The 20694-nt window shown below is 70.8% G+C and carries 19 protein-coding genes and 1 tRNA gene; 8 read left to right on the top strand and 12 right to left on the bottom strand.

The features are described 5' to 3' along the window. Nucleotides 1–6 precede the first annotated feature (6 nt). From DVK07_RS01705 to gatB, 3 genes are all read right to left on the bottom strand, one after another. Complete coding sequence (locus tag DVK07_RS01705) at nucleotides 7–456, bottom strand: GNAT family N-acetyltransferase (protein ID WP_121595426.1); 450 nt, start codon at nucleotides 454–456, stop codon at nucleotides 7–9. Beyond that, nucleotides 453–686 (bottom strand): ubiquitin-like small modifier protein 2, encoded by a 234-nt coding sequence (locus DVK07_RS01700; protein WP_121595425.1) that lies wholly within the window; start codon nucleotides 684–686, stop codon nucleotides 453–455. The genes DVK07_RS01705 and DVK07_RS01700 overlap by 4 nt, the downstream gene beginning before the upstream one ends. Nucleotides 687–1296: 610 nt before the next feature. Next, nucleotides 1297–2784, bottom strand: a complete 1488-nt coding sequence (gene gatB, locus DVK07_RS01695) for an Asp-tRNA(Asn)/Glu-tRNA(Gln) amidotransferase subunit GatB (RefSeq protein WP_121595424.1) — start codon at nucleotides 2782–2784, stop codon at nucleotides 1297–1299. Nucleotides 2785–3072: 288 nt separating this feature from the next. On the opposite strand from gatB, the gene DVK07_RS01690 reads away from it, so the two are divergent. Together DVK07_RS01690 and pyrE are read left to right on the top strand one after the other, a co-directional pair. After that, a complete protein-coding gene (locus DVK07_RS01690) occupies nucleotides 3073–6348 on the top strand; it encodes a PAS domain-containing protein (RefSeq protein WP_121595423.1) in 3276 nt (1091 codons plus the stop codon). 61 nt (nucleotides 6349–6409) lie between these two features. Then, a complete protein-coding gene (pyrE, locus tag DVK07_RS01685; RefSeq protein WP_121595422.1) occupies nucleotides 6410–6958 on the top strand; it encodes an orotate phosphoribosyltransferase in 549 nt (182 codons plus the stop codon). Nucleotides 6959–6986: 28 nt separating this feature from the next. Here pyrE and DVK07_RS01680 read toward each other — a convergent pair whose 3' ends face one another. Beyond that, nucleotides 6987–7949, bottom strand: a complete 963-nt coding sequence (locus tag DVK07_RS01680) for a MoxR family ATPase (protein WP_121595421.1) — start codon at nucleotides 7947–7949, stop codon at nucleotides 6987–6989. A gap of 153 nt (nucleotides 7950–8102) precedes the next feature. On the opposite strand from DVK07_RS01680, the gene DVK07_RS01675 reads away from it, so the two are divergent. After that, nucleotides 8103–8187 (top strand) — tRNA-Ser (locus DVK07_RS01675). A gap of 60 nt (nucleotides 8188–8247) precedes the next feature. On the opposite strand, the gene DVK07_RS01670 is transcribed toward DVK07_RS01675, so the two are convergent. Genes DVK07_RS01670 through DVK07_RS01660 form a run of 3 tightly spaced genes read right to left on the bottom strand, consistent with a single transcriptional unit; the run spans nucleotide 8248 to nucleotide 11515 of the window. Beyond that, nucleotides 8248–8871: a dolichol kinase gene (locus DVK07_RS01670; protein WP_121595420.1), complete on the bottom strand. Its 624-nt coding sequence runs from the start codon at nucleotides 8869–8871 to the stop codon at nucleotides 8248–8250. Nucleotides 8872–8875: 4 nt separating this feature from the next. Continuing rightward, nucleotides 8876–10666, bottom strand: a complete 1791-nt coding sequence (glyS, locus tag DVK07_RS01665) for a glycine--tRNA ligase (protein WP_121595419.1) — start codon at nucleotides 10664–10666, stop codon at nucleotides 8876–8878. Next, nucleotides 10667–11515, bottom strand: a complete 849-nt coding sequence (locus DVK07_RS01660; RefSeq protein WP_121595418.1) for a CBS domain-containing protein — start codon at nucleotides 11513–11515, stop codon at nucleotides 10667–10669. Nucleotides 11516–11812: 297 nt separating this feature from the next. Here DVK07_RS01660 and DVK07_RS01655 point away from each other — a divergent pair, with 297 nt between their 5' ends. Beyond that, nucleotides 11813–12034, top strand: coding sequence for a hypothetical protein (locus DVK07_RS01655; protein WP_121595417.1), 222 nt, complete (start codon nucleotides 11813–11815; stop codon nucleotides 12032–12034). A 53-nt stretch (nucleotides 12035–12087) separates the two neighbouring features. Here DVK07_RS01655 and DVK07_RS01650 read toward each other — a convergent pair whose 3' ends face one another. From DVK07_RS01650 to DVK07_RS01640, 3 genes are all read right to left on the bottom strand, one after another. Next, nucleotides 12088–12990 carry a ketopantoate reductase family protein gene (locus DVK07_RS01650; protein ID WP_121595416.1) on the bottom strand — a complete coding sequence of 301 codons (903 nt, stop codon included), beginning with the start codon at nucleotides 12988–12990 and terminating at the stop codon, nucleotides 12088–12090. A gap of 75 nt (nucleotides 12991–13065) precedes the next feature. Next, entirely contained in the window at nucleotides 13066–14250 is a 1185-nt protein-coding gene (locus DVK07_RS01645; protein WP_121595415.1) for a threonine synthase, read from the bottom strand. After that, nucleotides 14250–15206: a succinylglutamate desuccinylase/aspartoacylase family protein gene (locus DVK07_RS01640; protein WP_121595414.1), complete on the bottom strand. Its 957-nt coding sequence runs from the start codon at nucleotides 15204–15206 to the stop codon at nucleotides 14250–14252. Before DVK07_RS01640 ends, DVK07_RS01645 begins: the two co-directional genes overlap by 1 nt. A 149-nt stretch (nucleotides 15207–15355) precedes the next feature. Between DVK07_RS01640 and DVK07_RS01635 the strand changes: the two genes are divergently transcribed. From DVK07_RS01635 to DVK07_RS01625, 3 genes are all read left to right on the top strand, one after another. Then, complete coding sequence (locus DVK07_RS01635; RefSeq protein ID WP_121595413.1) at nucleotides 15356–17548, top strand: caspase family protein; 2193 nt, start codon at nucleotides 15356–15358, stop codon at nucleotides 17546–17548. A gap of 344 nt (nucleotides 17549–17892) precedes the next feature. Next, nucleotides 17893–18141 (top strand): hypothetical protein, encoded by a 249-nt coding sequence (locus DVK07_RS01630; protein ID WP_121595412.1) that lies wholly within the window; start codon nucleotides 17893–17895, stop codon nucleotides 18139–18141. Nucleotides 18142–18235: 94 nt separating this feature from the next. Next, complete coding sequence (locus DVK07_RS01625) at nucleotides 18236–19033, top strand: winged helix-turn-helix domain-containing protein (protein WP_121595411.1); 798 nt, start codon at nucleotides 18236–18238, stop codon at nucleotides 19031–19033. 17 nt (nucleotides 19034–19050) lie between these two features. Here the strand turns inward: DVK07_RS01625 and DVK07_RS24175 are convergent, their stop codons facing one another. Together DVK07_RS24175 and DVK07_RS01620 are read right to left on the bottom strand one after the other, a co-directional pair. Further along, the gene (locus DVK07_RS24175) at nucleotides 19051–19173 is read right to left on the bottom strand and encodes a hypothetical protein (RefSeq protein WP_255410459.1); all 123 of its coding nucleotides are present in this window, start codon (nucleotides 19171–19173) and stop codon (nucleotides 19051–19053) included. 97 nt (nucleotides 19174–19270) lie between these two features. Further along, the gene (locus DVK07_RS01620; RefSeq protein ID WP_086220750.1) at nucleotides 19271–19804 is read right to left on the bottom strand and encodes an inorganic diphosphatase; all 534 of its coding nucleotides are present in this window, start codon (nucleotides 19802–19804) and stop codon (nucleotides 19271–19273) included. Nucleotides 19805–20252: 448 nt separating this feature from the next. On the opposite strand from DVK07_RS01620, the gene DVK07_RS01615 reads away from it, so the two are divergent. Next, nucleotides 20253–20603, top strand: a complete 351-nt coding sequence (locus tag DVK07_RS01615) for a PadR family transcriptional regulator (RefSeq protein ID WP_121595410.1) — start codon at nucleotides 20253–20255, stop codon at nucleotides 20601–20603. Nucleotides 20604–20694 lie beyond the last annotated feature (91 nt).

Below are 20694 nucleotides of genomic sequence, written 5' to 3'. Positions count from 1 at the left end.
GGCGGGTCACACCGAGCGACGACCGGTCCGTCGGCCCGCTGCCGCGCCGTCGGCGTCGACGGCGAACCCCAGCGCCTCGTAGAACTCGGCGAGACCGGCGTCGAACCGAGCGGTGACGGCCTCGACCGCGGGGTCCGACTCGCCGCGGTCGACGGCGGCCGCGACGAGCGCCGAGCCGATTCCGCGGCCGCGCCGCGCCCGCCTGACGGCGACGGCGTCGACGTGAAGCCGGTCCGGGTCGGGTCGCACGGCGACTAAGGCGCCGACGACCCCGCCGGTCCGCGTCGAGCGCGCGACGAGGGCGTCGCCGGCCGCGATCCGGTCGTCGACGGCGTCGGCGTCGGTCTCCAGCATCGCGGCGTCGAGAATTCGGAGCACGTCGAGCCGGTCGTCGGGGGTCGCGGGCTCGACGGTCACGTCCGCGGGCGGATCGGGGAGATCGTGATCTTCGGTCACGCGTCGGCGTCCATCTCGCTGGCGTCCGCCGCGCCGCCTTTTATAAGCCGCAGGACTCGCACCGTCTCGGCGTCGACGACGCGGTCGCCGGGGACCGGCGAGCCGTCGACCAGCGCCGACGCCTCCTGCGGGTGGTAGCCCGCGGCGCGGATCAGGTCGTCGTACGTCGCGTCGGCGGCGAGGCTGTGTTCCTCCGTCCCCTCGCCGACGACCTCGACGGTCACGTCCATGGGCGCCGTAGCGGGCGGGCGGGCGTCAATCGCACGGTTTCGGCGCGCTCAATAGTACGACGGTGGTTTTTATAAATAACTGACCGGCGCGAACACCACCGAGGCCTCAGCCGCTTACTTATAAACAGCTGCTCACTGACCGTCGGCGAACATCGCCAAAGCCCCAGCCGCTCGCTTATAAATAATTAACCGGAGATCGACGGTGAACACCTCCGAAGCCCCAGCCGCTCGTTTATAAATGATTGACCGGAGATCAACGGAGAACACCTCCGAAGCCCCAGCCGCGAGACGGGCGCACGCTCGCTGCGCTCCTCGTCACTCGCTTCGCTCGTTCCTGCGGTGCTTACGTCGCCTGCGCCCGTCTCGCGGCTGCCCCTTCGAGTCCCGCCCCGCACCGCACCTCACGCCTCCCCAGCCTCGTCGGTCGCCCGTCGCTTCGCTCCGGGCGACCGACTCCCTCGCGCGTGCTGCTCGGCCGCGGGGCGGCCTCGCAGGCACGCGCCACTGCGATTTTATAAGTAATCGCCGTCGAAGCTCACAGATTTAAATATCACGTCGCTGCTGTCGAGCCGATTCATCCAGTCCCGAAATCGCCCGACGCTCAACCCTCTCAGCCGTCTAACTCCTCGCGGAGCAGTCCGTTCACCTGTCCGGGGTCGGCGCTGCCGCCGGTCGCCTGCATCACCTGCCCGACGAGGAAGTTGATCGCGCCCTCGTCGCCGTCGTGGTAGTCGCTCACGGCGTCGGGGTTCTCGTCGATGGCGGCCGCGACCGCGGTCTCGACCTCGCCGCTCTCGGCCTTCCCGAGGTCCTCGCGCTCGATGACCGTCTCGGGGTCGTCGCCCTCGTCGAGCATCTCGCGGAGGACGACCTCCTCGGCGTTCTTCGTCGTGAGCTCGTCGGCGGCGACGAGCTCGATCAGGCGCGTGAACTCGTCGAGCCGCTCCTCGACGTCGGTGATCGCCATCTCGCGGTAGTTGAGCTCGCCGAGCAGGTTGTCGGCGACCCACGTCGCGGCGAGGTCGGGGTCGAACTCGCTCGCCACGTCCTCGAAGAAGTCCGCGACCGCCTTCGTGGAGGTGAGCTTCGAGGCGGCCTCGCGGTCCAGTCCGTACTCGTCGCGGAAGCGCTCGCGGCGGGCGTCGGGCAGCTCCGGGATCGCGATCCGGTCCTTCCAGTCGGCCACCTCTAAGGCGGGGAGGTCGCCCTCGCGGAAGTAGCGGTAGTCCTTCTCGGCCTCCTTCGAGCGCATCCCGACGGTGACGCCGCGGTCCTCGTCCCAGTGGCGGGTCTCCTGTTCGATCTCGCGGCCGCGCCGGAGGACGTTCTCCTGACGGGTGACCTCGTAGGCGAGCGCCTGCTCCGCGCCCCTGTGGCTGGAGATGTTCTTCACCTCGGCGCGGTTCACGTCGTCGAGCGCGTCGCCGTCGATCGACCCGTCGTCGGCGACGTGCTCGGCGGGGACGAGGGAGACGTTGGCGTCGACGCGCAGGCTCCCGTCGCGGCCGGGGTCGAAGACGCCGAGGTACTCCAGGACCTCCTCCAGCTTCGCGAGGAACGCCCGCGTCTCGGCCGGCGAGCGGAAGTCCGGCTCCGTGACGATCTCCATGAGAGGCGTGCCCGCGCGGTTGTAGTTGACGAGGGTGTGCGTCGCGGACTCGATGGAGCCGCCGGCGTGCTGGAGGCTGCCGGGGTCCTCCTCGAGGTGCGCGCGGGTGATCCCGATCGTCCGGGGGTCGCCGTCGACGCGGACCTCCAGCTCGCCGTCGGCGCAGATCGGCGCGTCGTACTGGGTGAGCTGGAAGTTCTTCGGGAGGTCGGGGTAGTAGTAGTTCTTCCGGTGGAACGTGGTGGTCTCGGGGATGTCGGCGTCGATCGCCTTCCCCACCTTCACGGCGGCCTCGACGGCGGCCTCGTTGAGGACGGGGAGCGCGCCCGGCAGCCCGAGGCAGGTCGGGCAGGTGCGCGTGTTCGGCTCCTCGTCGTCTCCGGGCTCCGTCGAGCAGCCGCAGAAGATCTTCGTGTCGGTCTCGAGCTGGACGTGGACCTCCAGCCCGATCACGACTGTCCGGTCCGCGGTCGCGGCCTGCGTGCTCATTACCGGGGGGTTGTGAGCGGGCCGCCTAAATCGTGTCGGGACGATCGCCGCGCGCGGCGCGACGCGGCAAAATCTCACGGCCGAAAGCTCGGAGGGAACGGTTATGAGGGGGCCGTTCGTACGTCACGCGATGAATGTACCGTCGATCCGCGGCGAGGGCGACTCGGAGGGCCCGAGGGCGCCGGTCGGGCGGCCGCTCGACTGCGCGAGACGGGAGGCCAGTCCGGCGAATGACCGCTGAGGAATCACCCCGTCGGGGACGGTCACCACGGAGTTCCTCCGTCACGGATGTTCGCTGAGTCGATCCTTCACGTCGGCGATCCGGTCGACGCCGCGTGGGGGAAGCTCCCCGATGAGACCCGCGTCCGCGGGGTGAGCGAGGTCGCGAGCGACGCCGGCGCGGACGGCGACGGGGACTCGGACGGCGGTCCGGAGCGCGTCGTCGTCCGGCTGCGCGACGACGGGGGACGAGTCGACGGCGACGCCGCCGGACCGAGCGGGGACGGCGGCGCGGCCGCGGACCTCGCGCTCGGGGACGACGCGGTCGCGGTCGATTACCTCGGATCGCTCCGGGAGCGGTACCCGGACGCGACGGTGCTGGCGTACACGGTCCGCGACGATCCGGACGCAGCCATCGACGCGAGCCGGCTCGGCGTCGAGTACGTCTCCGGGCGGCGGCTCGCGGCCGACGGCGAGACCCTCGCGGACAGGCTCGACGGCCGGGACGGGGGCCGGTCGGCGGGGCCCGCGCTCGACCCGGGGAGCGAGGCCGCGCTCGAACCGTTCATCCGGATCGTCTCGGACCGGACCACCGACCTCGACGAGAAGCTCGACGCGCTGTTACGGCTCGGCCGCGACCGGCTCGACCTCTCGATCGGCTACTCCTCGCGCGTCGACGGCGACCGGATCGAGCTCCGACGGTACAGCGACGGAACGGGGATGTTGGCGTCGCTCGCCGAGAGCGAACTGGACGACGACGGGACGATTCCCCTCGAACTGACCTACTGCCAGCGGACGGTCCGGAGCGACGACGTGGTCGCGTTCACCGACCCCGAAGCGGCGGGGCTCGGCGAGGACCCGGCCTACGAGCGGTTCGGGTTCGGGAGCTACGTCGGCGGGCGCGTCGTCGTCGACGGCGAGACGTACGGGACGCTCTGTTTCCTCAGCCCCGAGCGGCGCGACCGTCCGTTCGACGAGTCGGAGCGACTGTTCGTGGAGCTGCTCGCCGACTGGCTCGGCCGCGCGATTGAGCGCAGGATCGCGCGCGAGGAGCGCGAGGCGGCGGTCGAGCGGTTCGAGGACACGCTCGAACGGATCGACGACGCGTTCTTCGCGCTCGACGACGAGTGGCGGTTCACCTACGTCAACGAGAAGGCGGCGTCGCTGCTCGACCGCGAGCCGGACGAGCTGCTCGGCGCCGACGTCTGGGGGGAGTTCCCGGCAGCAATCGGCGAGGAGTACGAGACGAACTACCGGCGGGCGATGGAGACGCAGGAGCCGGTCTCCTTCGAGAGCTACTACGAGCCGCTCGACCTGTGGACCGAGGTGACCGCGTACCCCTCGCCCGACGGGCTCTCCGTATTCTTCGCGGACGCGACCGAGCGGAAGCGCCGCGAGCGGGTCCTCGAACGGCTCCTCGGCACCGTCGAGGAGCTCCAGCGGACCGACAGCAGGGAGGCCGTCGCGGACCGGCTGATCGAGGCCGCGGACGAGGTGCTCGGCTACGAGATCAGCGGCGTGCGGCTGTACGACTCCGAGGCTGACGAGCTCCGACTGGTCGCCACGAGCGGGGGCGTCGGCGACCGGTTCGCCGACAGCCGCGGCCCGCGCCGGCCCGGCGAGGGGATCACCGGTGAGGTGTTCGAGAGCGGGGAGCCGCGGGTGGACGACGACCTCGCCGGGGTCGAGGACGGGCGGCCCTACCACGGGATGCGGTCCGTCGCGACGGTCCCGCTCGGCGGGCACGGCGCGTTCGTCGTCGGCGCCGTCGAGCCGAACGCCTTCGACGAGGACGACGTCTCGGTGCTCGAACTGCTGGCGACGAACGCGGTCGCGGCGATGGACGCCGTCGACCGGCGCCGACGGCTCCGCACCTACGAGGACGCCCTCAAGAACGTCGACGACATGGTGTGCGTGCTCGACGGCGACGGTGCGGTCACGTACGCCACCGCGCCGTTCGTGGCGTGGGTCGGCGCCGACGACCTCGACGACGTCGCCGGGGAACCGCTCGACGCGCTCGTCGACGGCGACGACGCGCGGCGGGTGGCCGACGCGGTCGCCGCGCTCACCGACGCGACCGTCGAGGCCGGCGGGGCGCCGGAGCCGAGCCGGACGATCGAGCTGACCGCCGACGGCGACGACGACCGCCGACCGCGGCACGGGGAGCTGCGGCTGTCGCGGCTCTCCGATCACGGGGGCGGCGTCGTCGGGTCGCTGTCCGACACGACCGACCTGCGCCGGACGCGGACCGAGCTGTCCGCCGAGCGCGACCGCTTCCGGCGGCTGTTCGACCGTATCCCGGACCCGGTGATGGAGGTCGTCCTCGAAGCGGACGAGACCGTCATCGACGGGGTCAACCCCGCGTTCGAGACGCAGTTCGGCGCGGACGAGGACGCGCTCCGCGGTCGGTCGATCGGCGCGTTAGACATCCACGACGACCGGCTCGGTGACCGCGAGGAGCGCGGCGGGACCGGGACGGCGGACCTCGACTCGCTGGTCCGCGAGCGCGGGTTCGCGACGGAGGAGGTCCGGCGGCAGACCGTCGACGGGCCGCGGGAGTTCCTCTTCCGGGGGTTCAGCTACGAGACCGAGGGGACCCGCCGGGCGTTCGGCATCTACACCGACATCACCGACCGGAAGCGCCGCGAGCGGTACGTCCGGATCGTCAACCGGATCCTCAGACACAACATGCGCAACGAGCTGAACGTCGTGTTCGGCTTCGCCGGCGAGATCACAAACCGGACGGACGACGACCGGATCCGCGACTACGCCCGCCGGATCGAGGCCACGGGCAAGCGGCTGAGCGGCGTCGCCGAGGGGGCCGCCACCCTCCGGCGGGTCGTCGAGGAGGGGTACGTGACCGACCCCGAGCCGATCGACGTCGGCGCGGTCGTCGAGGAGGTCGCGTCGAGACACGCGGCCGACAGCCCGGACGCGCGGATCACCGCCGACGTGCCGGCGGGGATCGCGGTGCGCGGCGACGACCGCCTCTCGATCGCGGTCGACCACCTCGTGGAGAACGCCGTCGAACACGGCGGGGACGCCCCACGCGTCGCGGTGACCGCCGAGCGCGACCCGGACGACGGGGTCGTGGCGGTGCGCGTCGCCGACAGCGGTCCGGGGATTCCGACCGCGGTCCAGGAAGTGATCACCGGGGCCCGCGAGGTGACGCAGCTCCGGCACAACACCGGCGTCGGGCTGTGGATCGCCGCCTGGGTCGTCGAGGCGTACGGCGGCGAGATCCGGTTCGGCCCCGGGCTCGACGGGGAGGGGACGGCGGTGACGCTCGTCCTCCCCGCGGCGGAGCGGGGCGGTCCGGGGGTCGCCAGCGAGGAAGCGCGGTAGCCGGCCCGCGGCGTCCGCGCGTTCCGACCCGTTTATTGTCGCCGGCGGCCCGTCTCCCCGTATGACCGACGACGACCGACGACGCGAGCTGATCGCCGCGCTCACCGCCGCCGACGCCGTCCGGTTCGGCGAGTTCGAGCTGTCGCACGGCGGCACGAGCGACTACTACGTCGACAAGTACCTCTTCGAGACCGACCCCGACGCGCTGACGCTCGTCGCCGAGGCGTTCGCCGACCGGCTCGCCGAGACGGACGCGAAGCTCGCGGGCGTCGCGCTGGGCGCGGTCCCGCTGGTGGCGGTGACGGCCGCCGAGCTCGGCCGGCCGTACGTCATCGCGCGCAAGCAGGCGAAGGAGTACGGCACCGGCAACCGGATCGAGGGCCGGCTCGACGCCGGCGAGGAGGTCGTCGTCATCGAGGACATCGCCACGACGGGGCAGTCCGCGGTCGACGCGGTCGAGGCGCTCCGCGAGGCGGGCGCGACGGTCGACCGCGTGCTGGTCGTCGTCGACCGCGAGGAGGGCGCCGAAGAGCTGCTAGCCGACCACGACATCGAGCTGGAGTCACTGCTCACGGCGACAGAGCTGCTCGCCGAGCGGGACGCGGAGTAGTTCGCGGCTTCCTTTTTAAACCGGCGCCTCACGCCTCCGGCGCCTCGACCGTCGGCACCGCGACCCGGTCGAGGACGTCGGCGATCACGTCGCGCTCGTCGACGTCGTTGACGGCCGCGTCCGGGGTCAACACGAGCCGGTGGGCGAGCGTCGGCTCCGCGACGCGCTTCACGTCGTCCGGCGTGACGAACTCGCGGTCGGCGATCACCGCGGCCGCCCGCGCGGTCTCGAAGAGGCGCTGGGTGCCGCGGGGGGAGACGCCGGCCTCGACGCGGCGGTCCTCGCGGGTCGCCCGCGCGAGCGCCGCCGCGTAGCGCAGCAGGTCGTCGTCGACCCGCACCGACTCGGGCACCTCCCGCAGCGCCGCCACGGCGTCGGGGTCGAGCACGCGGTCGACCGTCGGCGACTGCTCGACGCGGCCGGCGCGCCGGCGGAGCAGCTCTAACTCGCCGTCCTCGTCGGGGTAGCCGATAGAGGTCTTGATCGTGAAGCGGTCGAGCTGGGCCTCCGGGAGCGGGAACGCGCCCTCGCTCTCGACCGGGTTCTGCGTCGCGATGACGTAGAACGGGCTCGGGAGCTCGTGGGTGTCGCCGTCGACGGTCACCTGTCCCTCCTCCATCGCCTCTAAGAGGGCCGCCTGCGTCTTCGGCGGCGCGCGGTTGATCTCGTCGGCGAGGACGACGTTCGCGAAGATCGGACCGGGCGAAAACGAGAAGGAGCCGTCGCGCTCGTCGAACACGTTGGTGCCGGTGACGTCGGCGGGCAGGAGGTCCGGCGTGAACTGGATCCGCGAGAACTCTAAGCCGAGCGCGGTCGCGAACGAGCGCGCGGAGAGGGTCTTGCCGGTGCCGGGCACGTCCTCTAAGAGGACGTGGCCGCGGGCGAGGATGCCGAGCGTGACGCGGTCGAGGAACTCGCGGTCGGCGACGACCGCGCCGCCGACCTCGTCGACGACGCGGGAACAGGCGTCGGCCGCTTCGGGGACGTCCATACCGACCGCACGGGAGCCGGGCCGAAAAGCGTTGCCGGAGTCGGCGGGGGCGACGCGGTCGGCCGACCGCGTCGGGACGGCGGCGCGCTCGCGGGAGCGTGGCGCGGGCGCGATCGAAACGCATAACAGCGGAACCGGTCAACGTGGAATCGAGCCGAGGTAGCCTAGCCTGGCCAAGGCGGTAGATTCGAAATCTACTGTCCATTCGGACACCGGAGTTCAAATCTCCGCCTCGGCGCTTCTCTCAGTCCCGTTCGGCGAGCGATGGCGCTACCGTGTCCGTTCGCTCGGTCGTCCCCTACGCGATCAGCGACGCCGCGAGGAACATCCCGCCGGCGGCCGCGGGCGGGATGGTGAGGTTGTCGTCGACGGCGACGCCGTAGATTAGCGGCGGGAGCCCGTCGGCGACCGCCGCCGGGAGCGCCCCCGCGAGCGCGACGATCACGCCGGGGTCGGGCCCGAACTCGGGGATCGCGTACGGGACGGCGATCCCGAAGCAGACGAACACCATCGCGGCCACCACGGGGAGCCGCTTCGGCTCCGTCGCCGCGTTCTCGCCGAGCCCGCCGCTTATCGGGTCGCCGATCGAGAGCATCCACATCGCGGGCACGGCGAACACCGGCGCGAATGCGAGCGCGGTCGCCGCCATCCCGACCTGATACAGCGCGTAGCCCGCGATCCCGTCGGCCTCGTACTCGCGGACGAGCGCGTCGTACAGGGGTTCGAGCGGACCGACCGAATCGGAGAGCCGCAGCGCCTCGAGGACGGCCGCGACCGCGACGCTCACGAGGAGCAGCCGCCCGGTCGTCCGCCAGGAGATCCAGCCCAGCAGGTACGGGACCGGGTAGAGGGTGCCGCTCGCGTGGACGAGCCGCCGCTCGAACTCCACGCGCTCGCGCCACGCGGCGGCCGGGAGGGTCACGCCCTCAGTTCCCCGCGGTCTCGACGTCGGTGTCGACCGCGTCGTACCGGTCGGCGACCGAGGCGAACGGCTCGCCCTCGCGCAGCGCGGTCAGCTCGTCGGCGAGCTCCGCGACCGGGATCCGGACCTGCGCCGCGGAGTCGCGCTCGCGGAGCGTGACGGTGTCGGGGCCGTCGCCCTCGATGCCGTCGCGGTCGACGGTGACGCAGAACGGGGTGCCGACCTCGTCCTGCCGGCGGTAGCGGCGGCCGATCGAGCCGGAGTCGTCGTACGCGACCGCGAGCCCCGCAGCACGGAGGTCGGCCGCGACCTCGTCGGCGAGCGCGGTGAGGCGGTCGTCGTTCGTGACGAGGGGGAAGACGGCGGCGTCCTGCGGCGCGACCTCGGGTTCCAAGGAGAGGTAGGTGCGCTCCTCGCCGTCGACCTCGTCCTCGCTGTAGGCGTGCGCGAGGAGGGTCTGGACCGTCCGTCCGACGCCGAACGAGGGCTCGACGACGTGGGGCGTGATGTGCTCGCCGCTCTCGGTCACCTCCTCGACGGCGAAGTTCGCGACGTCGGCGTCGACCTCGCGGGTCTCTCCGTTCACGTCGACCGCGACCGTCTCGCCGTCGAAGGCGTCGGGGTCGCGCTCGGCGAGCGCCTCCAGCGCCTCGGCGACCGCGGCGGCGTCGCCGCCGAACTCCGGCCCGAGGACGGACATGTCGGGGTCGACGGTCGCGCGCTCGACCGTCTTCGGCTCGTCGTAGCGCTTGAACACGGTGAACGCGTCGTCGCCGTACTCGTCGTGCTTCGAGAGGTCGTAGTCGCCGCGGTACGCGAAGCCCGCGATCTCGATCCAGTCGCCGTCGACCTCGCTCTCCGCGTCCCAGCAGTCGGCCGCGTAGTGGGCGCGCTCGCCCGCGAGGTGCTGGCGGAACCGGAACCGGTCGGTGTCGACGCCGACGCGCTCGTACCACTCCTGGGCGACGCCGAGGTAGTAGCCGACCCACGGGGAGCCGATGACGCCCTCGTCGACCGCCTCGCCGACCGTCGTGTTCAGGTAGTCGCCGTCGTCGGCCTCCTGCTCGGTCGCGGGGTACAGCCGGACCTCGACGTCGCGCACGCGGTCGAGCGGCGGCTCGTCCTCCTCGGGGTCGATGAACTGCTCTAGCTCGGCCTGCGTGAACTCGCGGAGGCGGAGCAGCCCGCCGCGCGGCGAGATCTCGTTGCGGTAGGCCGGACCGATCTGGGTGATCCCGAACGGGAGGTTCCCGCGGGCGTACTCCTTGAGCCGGGGGAACTCCACGAAGATGCCCTGTGCGGTCTCCGGGCGGAGGTAGCCGGGCTGGGCGTCGCCGGGACCGATGTCCGTCGCGAACATGAGGTTGAACGCCTCGACCGGCTCGCCGGCGAGCGGCGTCCCGCAGGCTGGGCAGGCGATGTCGTTGTCGGCGATCAGCTCGGCGACCTCCTCCCCGGGGAGCGCCTCGGCGTCCTCGACGTCGGTGGCGTCCTCGACGAGGTGGTCGGCGCGGTGCGACTCGCCGCACTCGGGGCACTCGACGAGCATGTCGTCGAACCCCTCCAAGTGGCCGGAGGCCTCGAAGACGGCCTCGGGCATGATCGTGGGCGCCTCGATCTCGCGGTTCCCCTCGCGGATGGTGAACCGGTCGCGCCACGCGTCCTCGACGTTCCGCTTCAGGGCGGCGCCCTGCGGGCCGAACGTGTAGAAGCCGGCGGTGCCGCCGTACGCGCCGTTCGAGCCGAAGAAGAACCCGCGGCGCTTCGCGAGTTCGGCGAGCGCGTCCGCGGCCATCTACAGCCCCTCCAGCAGGTCGACGTCGCGGACGATCCCGTCGAGATCCGTGCCCGAGACGAGCGGGACCTGCTCGATGTCGTTGCTGATGAGCTCCTGAGCGACCTCCCGCGCCGTCCGCGTGGCGTTGACCGTGATCAGGTCCTCGGTCATGAAGTGGCGGACCGCCTCGGCGGGGATCTCGACGTTCCGGGTCGGGAGGTAGCGCGCGCCGGTCGCCTTGATCCCCTCCCAGGACCACTCGGAGTCCTCCTCGGCGATCGAGTCGCCGGTGCTCGCCTCGCCCTCGACGACGCGGGCGACCTCCAGGATGTCGACCTCGGTGAGCATCCCCGCGACCGCGGCCTCGTCGTCGAGGACGACCGCGTACGGGACGCCGGAGAGCCCGATCTCGCGCTCGGCGACGGTCAGGGGCGTCCCGGCGTGGGTCGCGTTGACGGCGCGCGTCGCGAGCTCGCCGACGGGAGTGTCGCCGTCGACCTCGCCGCGGGCGATGGCCCGGACCACGTCGGTGACGGTGAGGATGCCGACGAGCTCGTCGCCGTCGACGACGGGGAGCCGCCGCGACTCCGCCTCGACCATCGTCCGGGCGGCGTCGACGATGTCGTCGTCGGCCCCGGCCGTCGGGACCTCGCGCATCAGCAGCGCGAGCTGGTCCTCGTCCGGCTGATCGATCAGGTCGTCGCGCGTGACGAGCCCGCGGTACACCTCGTCGCCGTCGACGTCTTTCACGACCGGGACCGAGGAGAACCCGTGTTCTTGAATGTACTCCAGCACGTCGTTCCGGCTCCCGGGAATCTCGACGACGACGAGCTCCGAGCGGGGCGTCATGGCGTCTGCGACGTTCATGCCCGTCTTTCAGCGTGCCACCTCTTGTATACTGCGAAGGTGTGCGGAGCCGGACCACCGGCCCGCGGCGTCGGAGCGCCAGCGGAGCGACGACGGATCGGCGGCGACCGGGGCCGGCCGCCGGCGTCCCGCGAGGGGACGCGAGGCGATGAGAAACTCGACACGTTCGGACAGATCGTCGCCCGAGCGGCGGTTTCTCGGGAGATACGTCGGTCGGCAGTCCCCGGAATCTCCGATCCGACGGCCGATCGCGGTCCGGTTCGCAACTCTTATACGTACTGTGAACTATTCACAACCATGTCACGGAGTTCCACTCCATGGGACGAGCCGGACCCCGACCGCCGCCGGACGGCGCTGCCGACGGACCCGACGCTCGACGCCGCCGACGCGCCGGACGTGATGGCGTCCATCGACTCCTCGTCGTCGCGATCGGAGCTCGTCATCGCGGACGTCTCGCGGGAGGACGCGTGGGTGTCGGTCGACGAGACCGACGCGACCGTCCTCGAAGAGTGGTGCTGAGCGCGTAGCGACCCGGATCGCCGACCGCGCGTCGTTCTTTTCGGAGTTCGTCGTCACCCCTGACGGAGCCCGCGCGCCGCCTCCCAGCCGCGGATCAGCGACCCGATCGTCCGACAGGTCGGCGCCGGGACGTCGTGGCGGTCCGCCCTGTCGACGACGGCGCCGTAGATCGCGTCGACCTCGGTGCGTCGCCCGTTCGCGACGTCCTCGTACATCGACGACCGGTTGGCGGCGGTGTCGGCGGCGACGCGCTCGACGGCCGCGACCGCGCGGTCGTCGGCGAGGTCGACCCCGACCGCCCGGGCGACGCGGGCCGTCTCGCGGGCCGCCTCGCGGGCGATCTCGCCCGCGGGCCCGTCGAGCGTCGTCCCGTTCTCGGTCCGCGCGAGCGCCGAGGGGCCGTTGATCCCGGCGTTGACCGCGAGTTTCTCGAAGCGGCGCGCCGGCATGTCCTCGGCGACGACCGCCTCGACACCGGCAGCCTCGAACGCCGCGCCGACCCTATCGGCGGCGGGGCTCGCGCCGCCGGAGAGCGCGCCGACCGTCACCTCGCCGACGCCGGTACAGGTGACGCGGCCCGGCTCCGCGAACCGGGCGCCGTAGCTCGCGGTGCCGGCGAGCACCGTCGCGTCGAGCGCGGCGACCAACCGCTCCTCGGTGAGCCCGTTCTGGAGCGAGCAGACCGCGTCGTACTCGCCGGTCGCGAGCGCTCGGGCCGCCGCGTCGGTGTCGTACGCCTTCGTCGTGACGAGGGCGAGGTCCGCGGCGCGGTGCGTCCCGTCGGTGAGCGCGCGCGGCTCGACGCGGGCGTCGACCTCGCCGTCGATCCGGAGCCCGTCCTCGCGGATCGTCCGCATGTGCGGGTCGCGGCCGACGAGCGTCACGTCGTGTTCGCGCGCCAGCAGCCCGCCCACGAGGTTCCCGAGCGCGCCGGCGCCGTAGACGAGCACCTCCATACGCGGTCGGACGCGCTCCGACAGAAAAGGGGTGACGGTGAGGTCGGCCCGCCTGCGCCTGCGAGCTCGCTCGGCTTACCCTTTTAAGCCGCTCCCCGTGAGCGGCACGACCACGTCCTCGTCGGCGCCGATCTCGCCGCGTTCGCGGAGCGTTCGCAGCGCCGCGGGCGCGACGGCGCAGGTCGGCTCGGTATAAAAGCCGGCCGCGTGGAGCCGGTCGAGTTCGCGGGTCGCGGCCGCCTCGGTGACCGCGAGCGCGTCGCCGCCGGTCGCGTCGATCGCCGCCCGGATCTCCCGGTCGCGGACCGGCTCGGCGATCTGGATCCCGTCCGCCGCCTCGTTGACTGCGCCGTCCGGATCGGCTGCCTCCGGACCGTGGAGCGCCCGGACGATCGGCGCGACGCCGGCCGCCTGCGCGCCGTAGAGCCGCGGGACGGAGTCGATCCAGCCGGCCCGTTCGAGCCGCCTAAACCCGCGGTGGGCGCCGAGGAACAGCGTGCCGTGACCGAGCGGCGTCACGACCGCGTCGGGGGCGTCCCAGCCGCGTTGGAGGGCGATCTCGTGCGCGACCGTTGCGGTCCCCTCGAAGAACGCCGGGTTCCAGGCGTGGCTGGCGTACCAGGCGGGTTTCTCCTCGTCGAGCGCCGCGACGCACGCGTCCGTCACGTCGCCCCGGCTCCCCTCGATCCGGACCGGCTCGGCGCCCGCGCGGCGGATCGCGCGGAGCTTCGACTCCTTCGCGTCGGCCGGGACGTATATTTCGGCCGCGATCCCGGCGCGGGCGGCGTAGGTCGCGATCGCCGCGCCCGCGTTGCCCGAGGAGTCCTCGACGACGCGCTCGACGCCCAGCTCGCGGGCCCGGGTCAGCGTCGTCGTCGCCCCGCGGTCCTTGAACGAGCCGGTCGGGAAGACGTACTCCAGTTTGAACGACGCGTTCCACGGGGAGAGGTCGGTTTCCGAGTCCTCACCGGACTCGCGCCCCTCGTCGGCGTCGACGAGCGGCGTCATCCCCTCGCCGAGCGTCACGCGGTCGCGGGGGTCGTCGCCGACCGCGAGGAAGTCGTCGAACGCCCACAGGCCGTCGCGCGCGTCGAACGAGTCGGGGGCGGGCGCCGCGCCGTCGGGCGTCGGCGAGTCAGCGAAGTCGAGCGGGGCGCCGCACCGGCAGCGCCAGCGGTCGCGGTACGTCTCGCCGCACTCGGGACAGCGGAGTCGGCGGAGATCGGAGTTCGAAGGGGCTGTGTCGTCGGGGTCGGCCATCAGTACTCGTCGACGTTGGTGCCGATCGAGCAGACGTACTCGCCGGCGGCCACCTGCGGGAGGCGGCGCGTCCGCCAGAAGATCCCGTCCGTGTCAGCGGTGACGCGGCCCTCTAAGGCGCCGAAGGTGTCGGTCACCTCGAAGAGGACGTCGCCCGCCGAGACGCGCTCGCCGAGCTCGCGCTCGAAGCGGACTAAGCCGCCGGCCGGCGAGCCGTACTGGTCGAAGCCGCGGGCGCGCGTCTGCGACTCGAGGGGCGCGTCGCCGTCGAGGAACCCGTAGTGGCGGAGCACGTTGAACACGCCCTCGACGCCGTACTGAATCGACTCCTCGTCCCAGCCGACGCAGCCGCCGAGCTCGGGGTCGACGGTGGGGATGCCGTGCTCCGGGCCGGCCCGGGCGAGCTGGCCGTCCGGGCCCTTGATGTCGAGGACGTGCCCGCAGCCGAACGCCTTCGCGAGCTCCAAGCACTCGCCGTGGAGGCGGTGGCGGACGCCGCAGCGCACGCGCGTCTCGTTTATCATCCGGCTCGTCGACCCCTGGTGGAGGTCGAGGATGTAGTCCGCGCGCTTGGCGACCTGGAACGTCTCGTGGGCGATCCGCTCGCTGGTCGTCCCGTCCGCGTCCCCCGGATAACCGCGGTTCATCTTCCGGTCGTCGACCGGGTTCCGGTGTTCCGCGGCCTGGAACGCGAAGTGGTTCACGATGCCGACGACGAGGACGGACCCCGACAGCTCGGCCGGGTCGAGCCGGGGGACGACGCGGTTGACGACGCCCAACCCGTTCAGCTCGTCGCCGTCGCTCACCGCTTGGACGTACAGCGTCGGCCCGTCGGCAGCGCCGTTGATCGCGGCGACCGGCAGCCGGACGGGGCTCCCGTCCCGCATCTCCCCCACCTCGAGACGGCCCGTGTCCGTCTCGCCCGGGGAGGCGCGGGCCGTTCCCAGCGTTATCATTACGCGGAGGTGGGGCGGCCGGGACTTTATCCGTTCGGTCCGCGGCGATCCGACCGACGCAAGCTTTATCGCCGCTATCGCCCAACCGGACGGTACTATCCCCGCGGCGTCGGTCCCGTCCGCCCCGACGACCGCCGCGGCGAGCCCCCATGAGCATCGACATCGACCCGCTGCGCGAGGCCGACGGGATCACCGTCACGGACCACATCGAGAACACGCAGTTCGAGGTGTACACCGATCGGCCGGTCGACCCGCGCCGGCGCCCCCAGTCGGACCACTACTTCCCGGTCGACGCCAGCGTCGCGGTCGAGACCGGATCGATCGAGATCCCGCGCGTCGCGGTCGTCGAGACGCGCGCCGGCGACGGGGAGCTGCTCACTCACGGCGACTGCTACGCGATGCCCGACGGGACGTACCACGTCGGGATCAACCCGGCGCCGACGAAGCTGTACCTCACCTTCGATTCCGGCTTCTCCGTCTCCACGACCGACCGGACCACGCGGATCGACCTCGACACGCCGGGTGCGGTCGGGCTCGGCTTCCGGTCGCTCCACCAGACGCCGGCGGGGACCATCACCACCCCCACGGACCCGGAATCGCTGATGGACGCCGTCTCGCTGCTCGGCTCCGCGCTCCAGACCACCAGTCCGGAGCGGTCGTTCCCCACCCTACGAGGGCACCCGCCGCTCATCGAGCCGGGCGACGAGTTCCGCGTTCCCGAGCGGGTCGAACCGATCGACAGCGGCGTCCGGATCGTCGTCCCCCCGGAGTACCGCTACCTCTACCCCGTCGTCTCGCTTGCGTACTACTTCGCGGCCGACCTCGTCCCGGGCGACGCTCCGCGAATCGAGGGCGACGGGTGGACGTATCCGCTCGAACCGGGGTTCGAGGAGCGGACCGCGCAGGTGCTCAGGCAGTCGTTCCACATGGACTGTCTCGCCCGTACGGAGGGCTTCTACCCGGTCGACCTCCACGAGCGCGAGACCACTGACCTCGACCTCGACTGGGAGCGGCTGTACGACCTCCCGCTCGCGGAGCGGCTCGGCGAATACCTCGACGTCCCGTTCGGCGACGTCGAGGCCGAACTGCCGCAGTGGACGCTGACGACCGACGTCCGTCCCGACCCGGAGAACGTGGAGATGCTCCCGTTCGTCGCCGGCGAGCTGTCGATCGTCCGCTCGCCGGAGACCGTCACGCCGGTGGACGACGACGGCGGCGTCGGCGTCGGCTTCTTCGGCGGTGCGGACCGAAGCCCGTCGGCGGCCACGAGGCGAGAGGTCCCGGTCGGCGGCGTCGCGCCCGACGGCGGCGGCAGCCTCGGCGGCGTCCTCGGCGACGACGAGTTCGTTCGCGGCGGCGCGAGCGCGGGCGCGGCGAACCCGGGAGCCACCCGCGGCGCGGACGCGACCGAGAACCGCGGCGCCGTGCCGGCCCAGACCGACTTCGTCCGGCCGGAGCCGGTCGACACCGTCGAGCACGCGTGGGTCGGCGACGGCGTCCCGCTGGACGCCAACAAGGCGACGCTCGACGCGTACCACCGACGGCTGGAGGCCGGGCAGGTCGAGCAGTCGCGCATCTCCGTCCTCGTGGTCTGTAACGACGACCAGATGCGCGAGGAGGGGAACGTCGCCGACCTCTACGGCCTCCGCGACATGGTCCAGTTCGACATCGAGGTGCGCCACGACCTCACCCGCGAGGAGATGCGCGAGGTGCTGGAGTCAGACGTCGACTTCCTCCACTACATCGGCCACGTCGACGACCGCGGGATGCAGTGCGCCGAGGAGTACCTGGACCTGACCGACGAGGACCTCGAGATCGGCGTCAGCGCCTTCCTGCTCAACGCCTGCCAGTCCTACCAGCAGGGCGAGGCCTTAGTCCACCGCGGCTCGCGCGGCGGCATCGTCACGCTCTCAGACGTGGCGAACTCGCCGGCAACGAAACTCGGTCGGATCATCGCCCGTCTAATGAACAGCGGCTTCAACCTTCGGACCGCGCTTCACGTGGCGAAGCGCGAGCTGATTACGGGTCACCAGTACATCGTGGTGGGGGACGGGGGGACGACGATCTGTCAGAGTCGGAGTGGGTCTGCGGTTGTGATTAATCTTAAAAGAGAGAGCTCCGAGGAGTGGAGAGTATCTGCAGATATGCTTCCAAACGGTCCGTACGGAAATGGAACTCTCACAACACTAAATCTGGCCACAGATGATTCAAACCATTACATTCCGGTGAAGCTAGACTACGAGGCGGTGAGTACTGAAGAACTTTCCAAATTCTTAGATTTAGAGACTGCACCCGTTTTCAAGTCTGATCAACTAGTTTGGAGTGACGAATTGAATTTTTAGGGTCCAGGGTTAGATGCAGCCATATTCGCCGCCGCGGGCGCCGCCTGCGTCAGCAGCAGGAGGGCGGTGAACAGGACGCCGGCCATCTTCGGGTGCTCTGCCACGTAGTCTGCCACACTTTCGTGCATATTCGAAAAGTATCAGGATAAATAAATATTAAGATTGTTCTGCGGTTGAGTAACAGGGATATTTGAAATGTAATTTTATTGTATTAAATAAGCAGGTCCGTTGAGCGTCGGAGAATCAGCCGTTTGCCATGCTGAATGGCGACGAGGACCAAACGCGCTCGCGACACCGACCGAGGACCGCGTTTTTTCACCGCGCGGCGCGGAACGGACCGTGCCATGACCGACATCGAAGCCGCGATCCGAGATGCGTTCGAGCACACGGAGTACGACCTCGGCGACGTCGCGGTCAACCGCCGGCAGGTCCGCGTGCCGGTGAGACAGGAGGGCGCCGACCCCGACGCGCTCCGGGCGGTGATCGAGGAGGCGCTCGGCGCGGACGCGCTCGCGACCGTGACGGTGACCACGGAGCGCATCGCCGGCGAGGACACCGTCGGCACCGTCGTGTCGTTCCGGTACCGGGACTGACGCGGCCGGCGGGCTCGGCGGGACCCGAACGCGTCGCCCGCGACCGCGACGCGGTACGATTAACAGGGCGGTACCCGTACACAGGGATCATACGATGACGGCCGAGGACGGACACGACGGCGCACAGTACCTCGCCGGCTCGCCCGTTCGGGTCGCGATACTCCGGGCGCTGCGCGAGGAGCCGCGGCGCCCGGCCGAGCTGACCGACGCGGTCGACGCCACCCGAACGACGGTCCAGCGGATCCTCGCGGGGTTCCGCGAGCGCGACTGGGTCGTGAAACGCGGCGCCGACTACCGGGTGACGCCGACCGGAGAACGCGTCCACGACGCGTACGAGACGCTGCTGACGGAGGTCGAACGCAGCGACCGCTACGGCCGGTTCGCCGAGACGGTCGAGCGCGTCGGCGTCGACTTCCCCGCGGAGGGGATCCCGGACAGCGACCTCACGGTCGCGTCCGACCAGAACCCGCTGGCGGCCGTCGACCGCCTCACCGAGCTCCTGCGCGAGAGCCGCGAGGCGGAGATCCGGGCCGTCTCCCCGGTCGTCCTCCAGCAGTTCAACGACGCGGCGGCCGCGGCGTTAGACGACGGCGCGAGCGTCGAGCTGATCGTCGACCGCGACGTGGTCGACGCGTCGGTCGCGGAGTTCGGCCCGGCGACCGACCGCGCGCTCACCGACGACGACGCGACGGTGTACGTGAGCGCCGAGCCGATCGAGTACGGGCTCGTCCGGTGTGGCGACGTCGCGTGCGTGACCGCGTACGACGAGCGGAACAACCCGCGGTGCGTGCTCGAATCGACCGACGATCCGGTGGTCGACTGGGTCGACGACGCGTTCGCGTCGCTTCGAGACGACGCGACGCGGCTCTCGGCGGTCGTCGAACGCGCCTGAGAAAGGGAAAGCGACCGCTACGCGTCGTCGCTCGCGGCGTCGTCGCCAGCGGCCGTCTCCGTCGTCGCGTCGTCCGGGTCGAAGTTCGCGGGCACGACCGTCGGGTGATCGATGCCGACGGAGGGTGTGGTGGCGCTCATGATTCTACGCGATCGTACGCGACTCCCGCCCTAAAAATCACCCATAGGCATAACGCATCCGGGCGCGGGCGACGGATGCGTTCGGGTTATATCGGCGTTAGGCGACCTGCTCGTCGTACAGGTCCTGCGCGTGTTCGATGGCCTCCTTGGCCGCCGCCTTGTCCTCCCAGCCGAGCGTTTCGACCTCCTTGCCGGCCTCGAGGTTCTTGTAGGTCGCGAAGAACTCGTCTATCTCGTCGAGGGTCTGCTGAGGGATGTCCTCGAGGTCCTCGATGTGGTCGAACCGGGGGTCCTCGGTGGGCACCGCGATCACCTTGTCGTCCTGCTCGCCGTCGTCGTCCATCTTCATCATGGCGACGGGGCGGGCCTCGATCACGCAGCCGGGGAACGTCTGGTCCTCGACGAGTACCATCACGTCGAAGGGGTCCTCGTCGTCGTAGTACGACTGCGGGATGAAGCCGTAGTCGTACGGGTAGTGGACGTTCGAGTGAAGCACGCGGTCGAGCACGACGCCGGGGATGTCCTTGTCGTACTCGTACTTGTTCCGCTCGCCTTTGAGACACTCGACGACGGCGTAGATCTCGTCCGGCGCGTTCGGTCCCGTCTCGAGATCCTCCCAGAGGTTGGCCATGTGTCCGTTGGTGGGTGGAAGTCGGCCAAAGTCCTTTCGGGATCGCGCGAGCGCGTCCGTCATCGATCCCCGTCGCAACGGTGGGGAGGCCGGCACCACTGACCCCCGTCGCAACGGCGGGGAGGCCGGCACCACTGACCCCCGTCGCAACGGCGGAGAGGCCGGCGCCACCGAACCACGAGGAGCCGAGGTCGCGAGGGCTGACACCGGGCGAGGCCGGATCTCCGCGGTTTCGATCGTGAGCCGTACGCCGAGCGCGACCGACGATCCCTCGGTCCACCCGCCGAAAGCGGAATCGATCAGTCGAACGCGTTCCATCGCCGGATACCACGAGCGTCCGCCGAGAGACCGTCGATACCGAGAGATCCGGACAACCGTGCGGGGTTACGCATCGCAACGGTCGTGAATGTTGAGAAAGATTATAAGTTCGGGTCCCCTCCCGTCAGGCATGTCAGAGGCACAAACAGTCACTGATGAATCGACGGCGGCAAGCGATCTCACGGCGTTCCAGCAGAACATCCTCACAATCCTCGCGGAGGAGCCGATGTACGGCCTCGCCATCAAGCGGGAGTTAGAGTCGTACTACGGCTCCGAGGTGAACCACGGCCGCCTGTACCCCAACCTCGACGACCTCGTCGACCACGGGCTCGTCGAGAAGAGCGAACTCGACAAGCGGACGAACCAGTACGAGCTCACCGACGAGGGCCACGACGTGGTCCTCGGCCAGATCGAGTGGGTCCTCGACCGGTTCGTCACCGACGAGGGGCGCGCGGACGAGGTCCGCGCGCTGCTCGAGTAAGCCGGAGCGCCGGCGCCCGCGCGGTATCGGTTTCCAACTGAAATTTTGGCACACGGCGCGGCGAAAGCCGCGTTCTCTCTCCGCCGAGCGA

Source organism: Halorubrum sp. Atlit-26R (assembly GCF_003666015.1).
Classification (GTDB): Archaea; Halobacteriota; Halobacteria; order Halobacteriales; family Haloferacaceae; genus Halorubrum.
Note: the sequence above shows the minus strand (reverse complement) of the source record. Positions and strands in the feature narration are given on the sequence as shown.

Coding starts and splice junctions, on each gene's coding strand:
- DVK07_RS01700 (WP_121595425.1), bottom strand. CDS start 686: ATGGACGTGACCGTCGAGGTCGTCGGCGAGGGGACGGAGGAACACAGC.
- gatB (WP_121595424.1), bottom strand. CDS start 2,784: ATGAGCACGCAGGCCGCGACCGCGGACCGGACAGTCGTGATCGGGCTG.
- DVK07_RS01690 (WP_121595423.1), top strand. CDS start 3,073: ATGTTCGCTGAGTCGATCCTTCACGTCGGCGATCCGGTCGACGCCGCG.
- pyrE (WP_121595422.1), top strand. CDS start 6,410: ATGACCGACGACGACCGACGACGCGAGCTGATCGCCGCGCTCACCGCC.
- DVK07_RS01680 (WP_121595421.1), bottom strand. CDS start 7,949: ATGGACGTCCCCGAAGCGGCCGACGCCTGTTCCCGCGTCGTCGACGAG.
- glyS (WP_121595419.1), bottom strand. CDS start 10,666: ATGGCCGCGGACGCGCTCGCCGAACTCGCGAAGCGCCGCGGGTTCTTC.
- DVK07_RS01660 (WP_121595418.1), bottom strand. CDS start 11,515: ATGAACGTCGCAGACGCCATGACGCCCCGCTCGGAGCTCGTCGTCGTC.
- DVK07_RS01655 (WP_121595417.1), top strand. CDS start 11,813: ATGTCACGGAGTTCCACTCCATGGGACGAGCCGGACCCCGACCGCCGC.
- DVK07_RS01650 (WP_121595416.1), bottom strand. CDS start 12,990: ATGGAGGTGCTCGTCTACGGCGCCGGCGCGCTCGGGAACCTCGTGGGC.
- DVK07_RS01645 (WP_121595415.1), bottom strand. CDS start 14,250: ATGGCCGACCCCGACGACACAGCCCCTTCGAACTCCGATCTCCGCCGA.
- DVK07_RS01640 (WP_121595414.1), bottom strand. CDS start 15,206: ATGATAACGCTGGGAACGGCCCGCGCCTCCCCGGGCGAGACGGACACG.
- DVK07_RS01635 (WP_121595413.1), top strand. CDS start 15,356: ATGAGCATCGACATCGACCCGCTGCGCGAGGCCGACGGGATCACCGTC.
- DVK07_RS01630 (WP_121595412.1), top strand. CDS start 17,893: ATGACCGACATCGAAGCCGCGATCCGAGATGCGTTCGAGCACACGGAG.
- DVK07_RS01625 (WP_121595411.1), top strand. CDS start 18,236: ATGACGGCCGAGGACGGACACGACGGCGCACAGTACCTCGCCGGCTCG.
- DVK07_RS24175 (WP_255410459.1), bottom strand. CDS start 19,173: ATGAGCGCCACCACACCCTCCGTCGGCATCGATCACCCGACGGTCGTG.
- DVK07_RS01620 (WP_086220750.1), bottom strand. CDS start 19,804: ATGGCCAACCTCTGGGAGGATCTCGAGACGGGACCGAACGCGCCGGAC.
- DVK07_RS01615 (WP_121595410.1), top strand. CDS start 20,253: ATGTCAGAGGCACAAACAGTCACTGATGAATCGACGGCGGCAAGCGAT.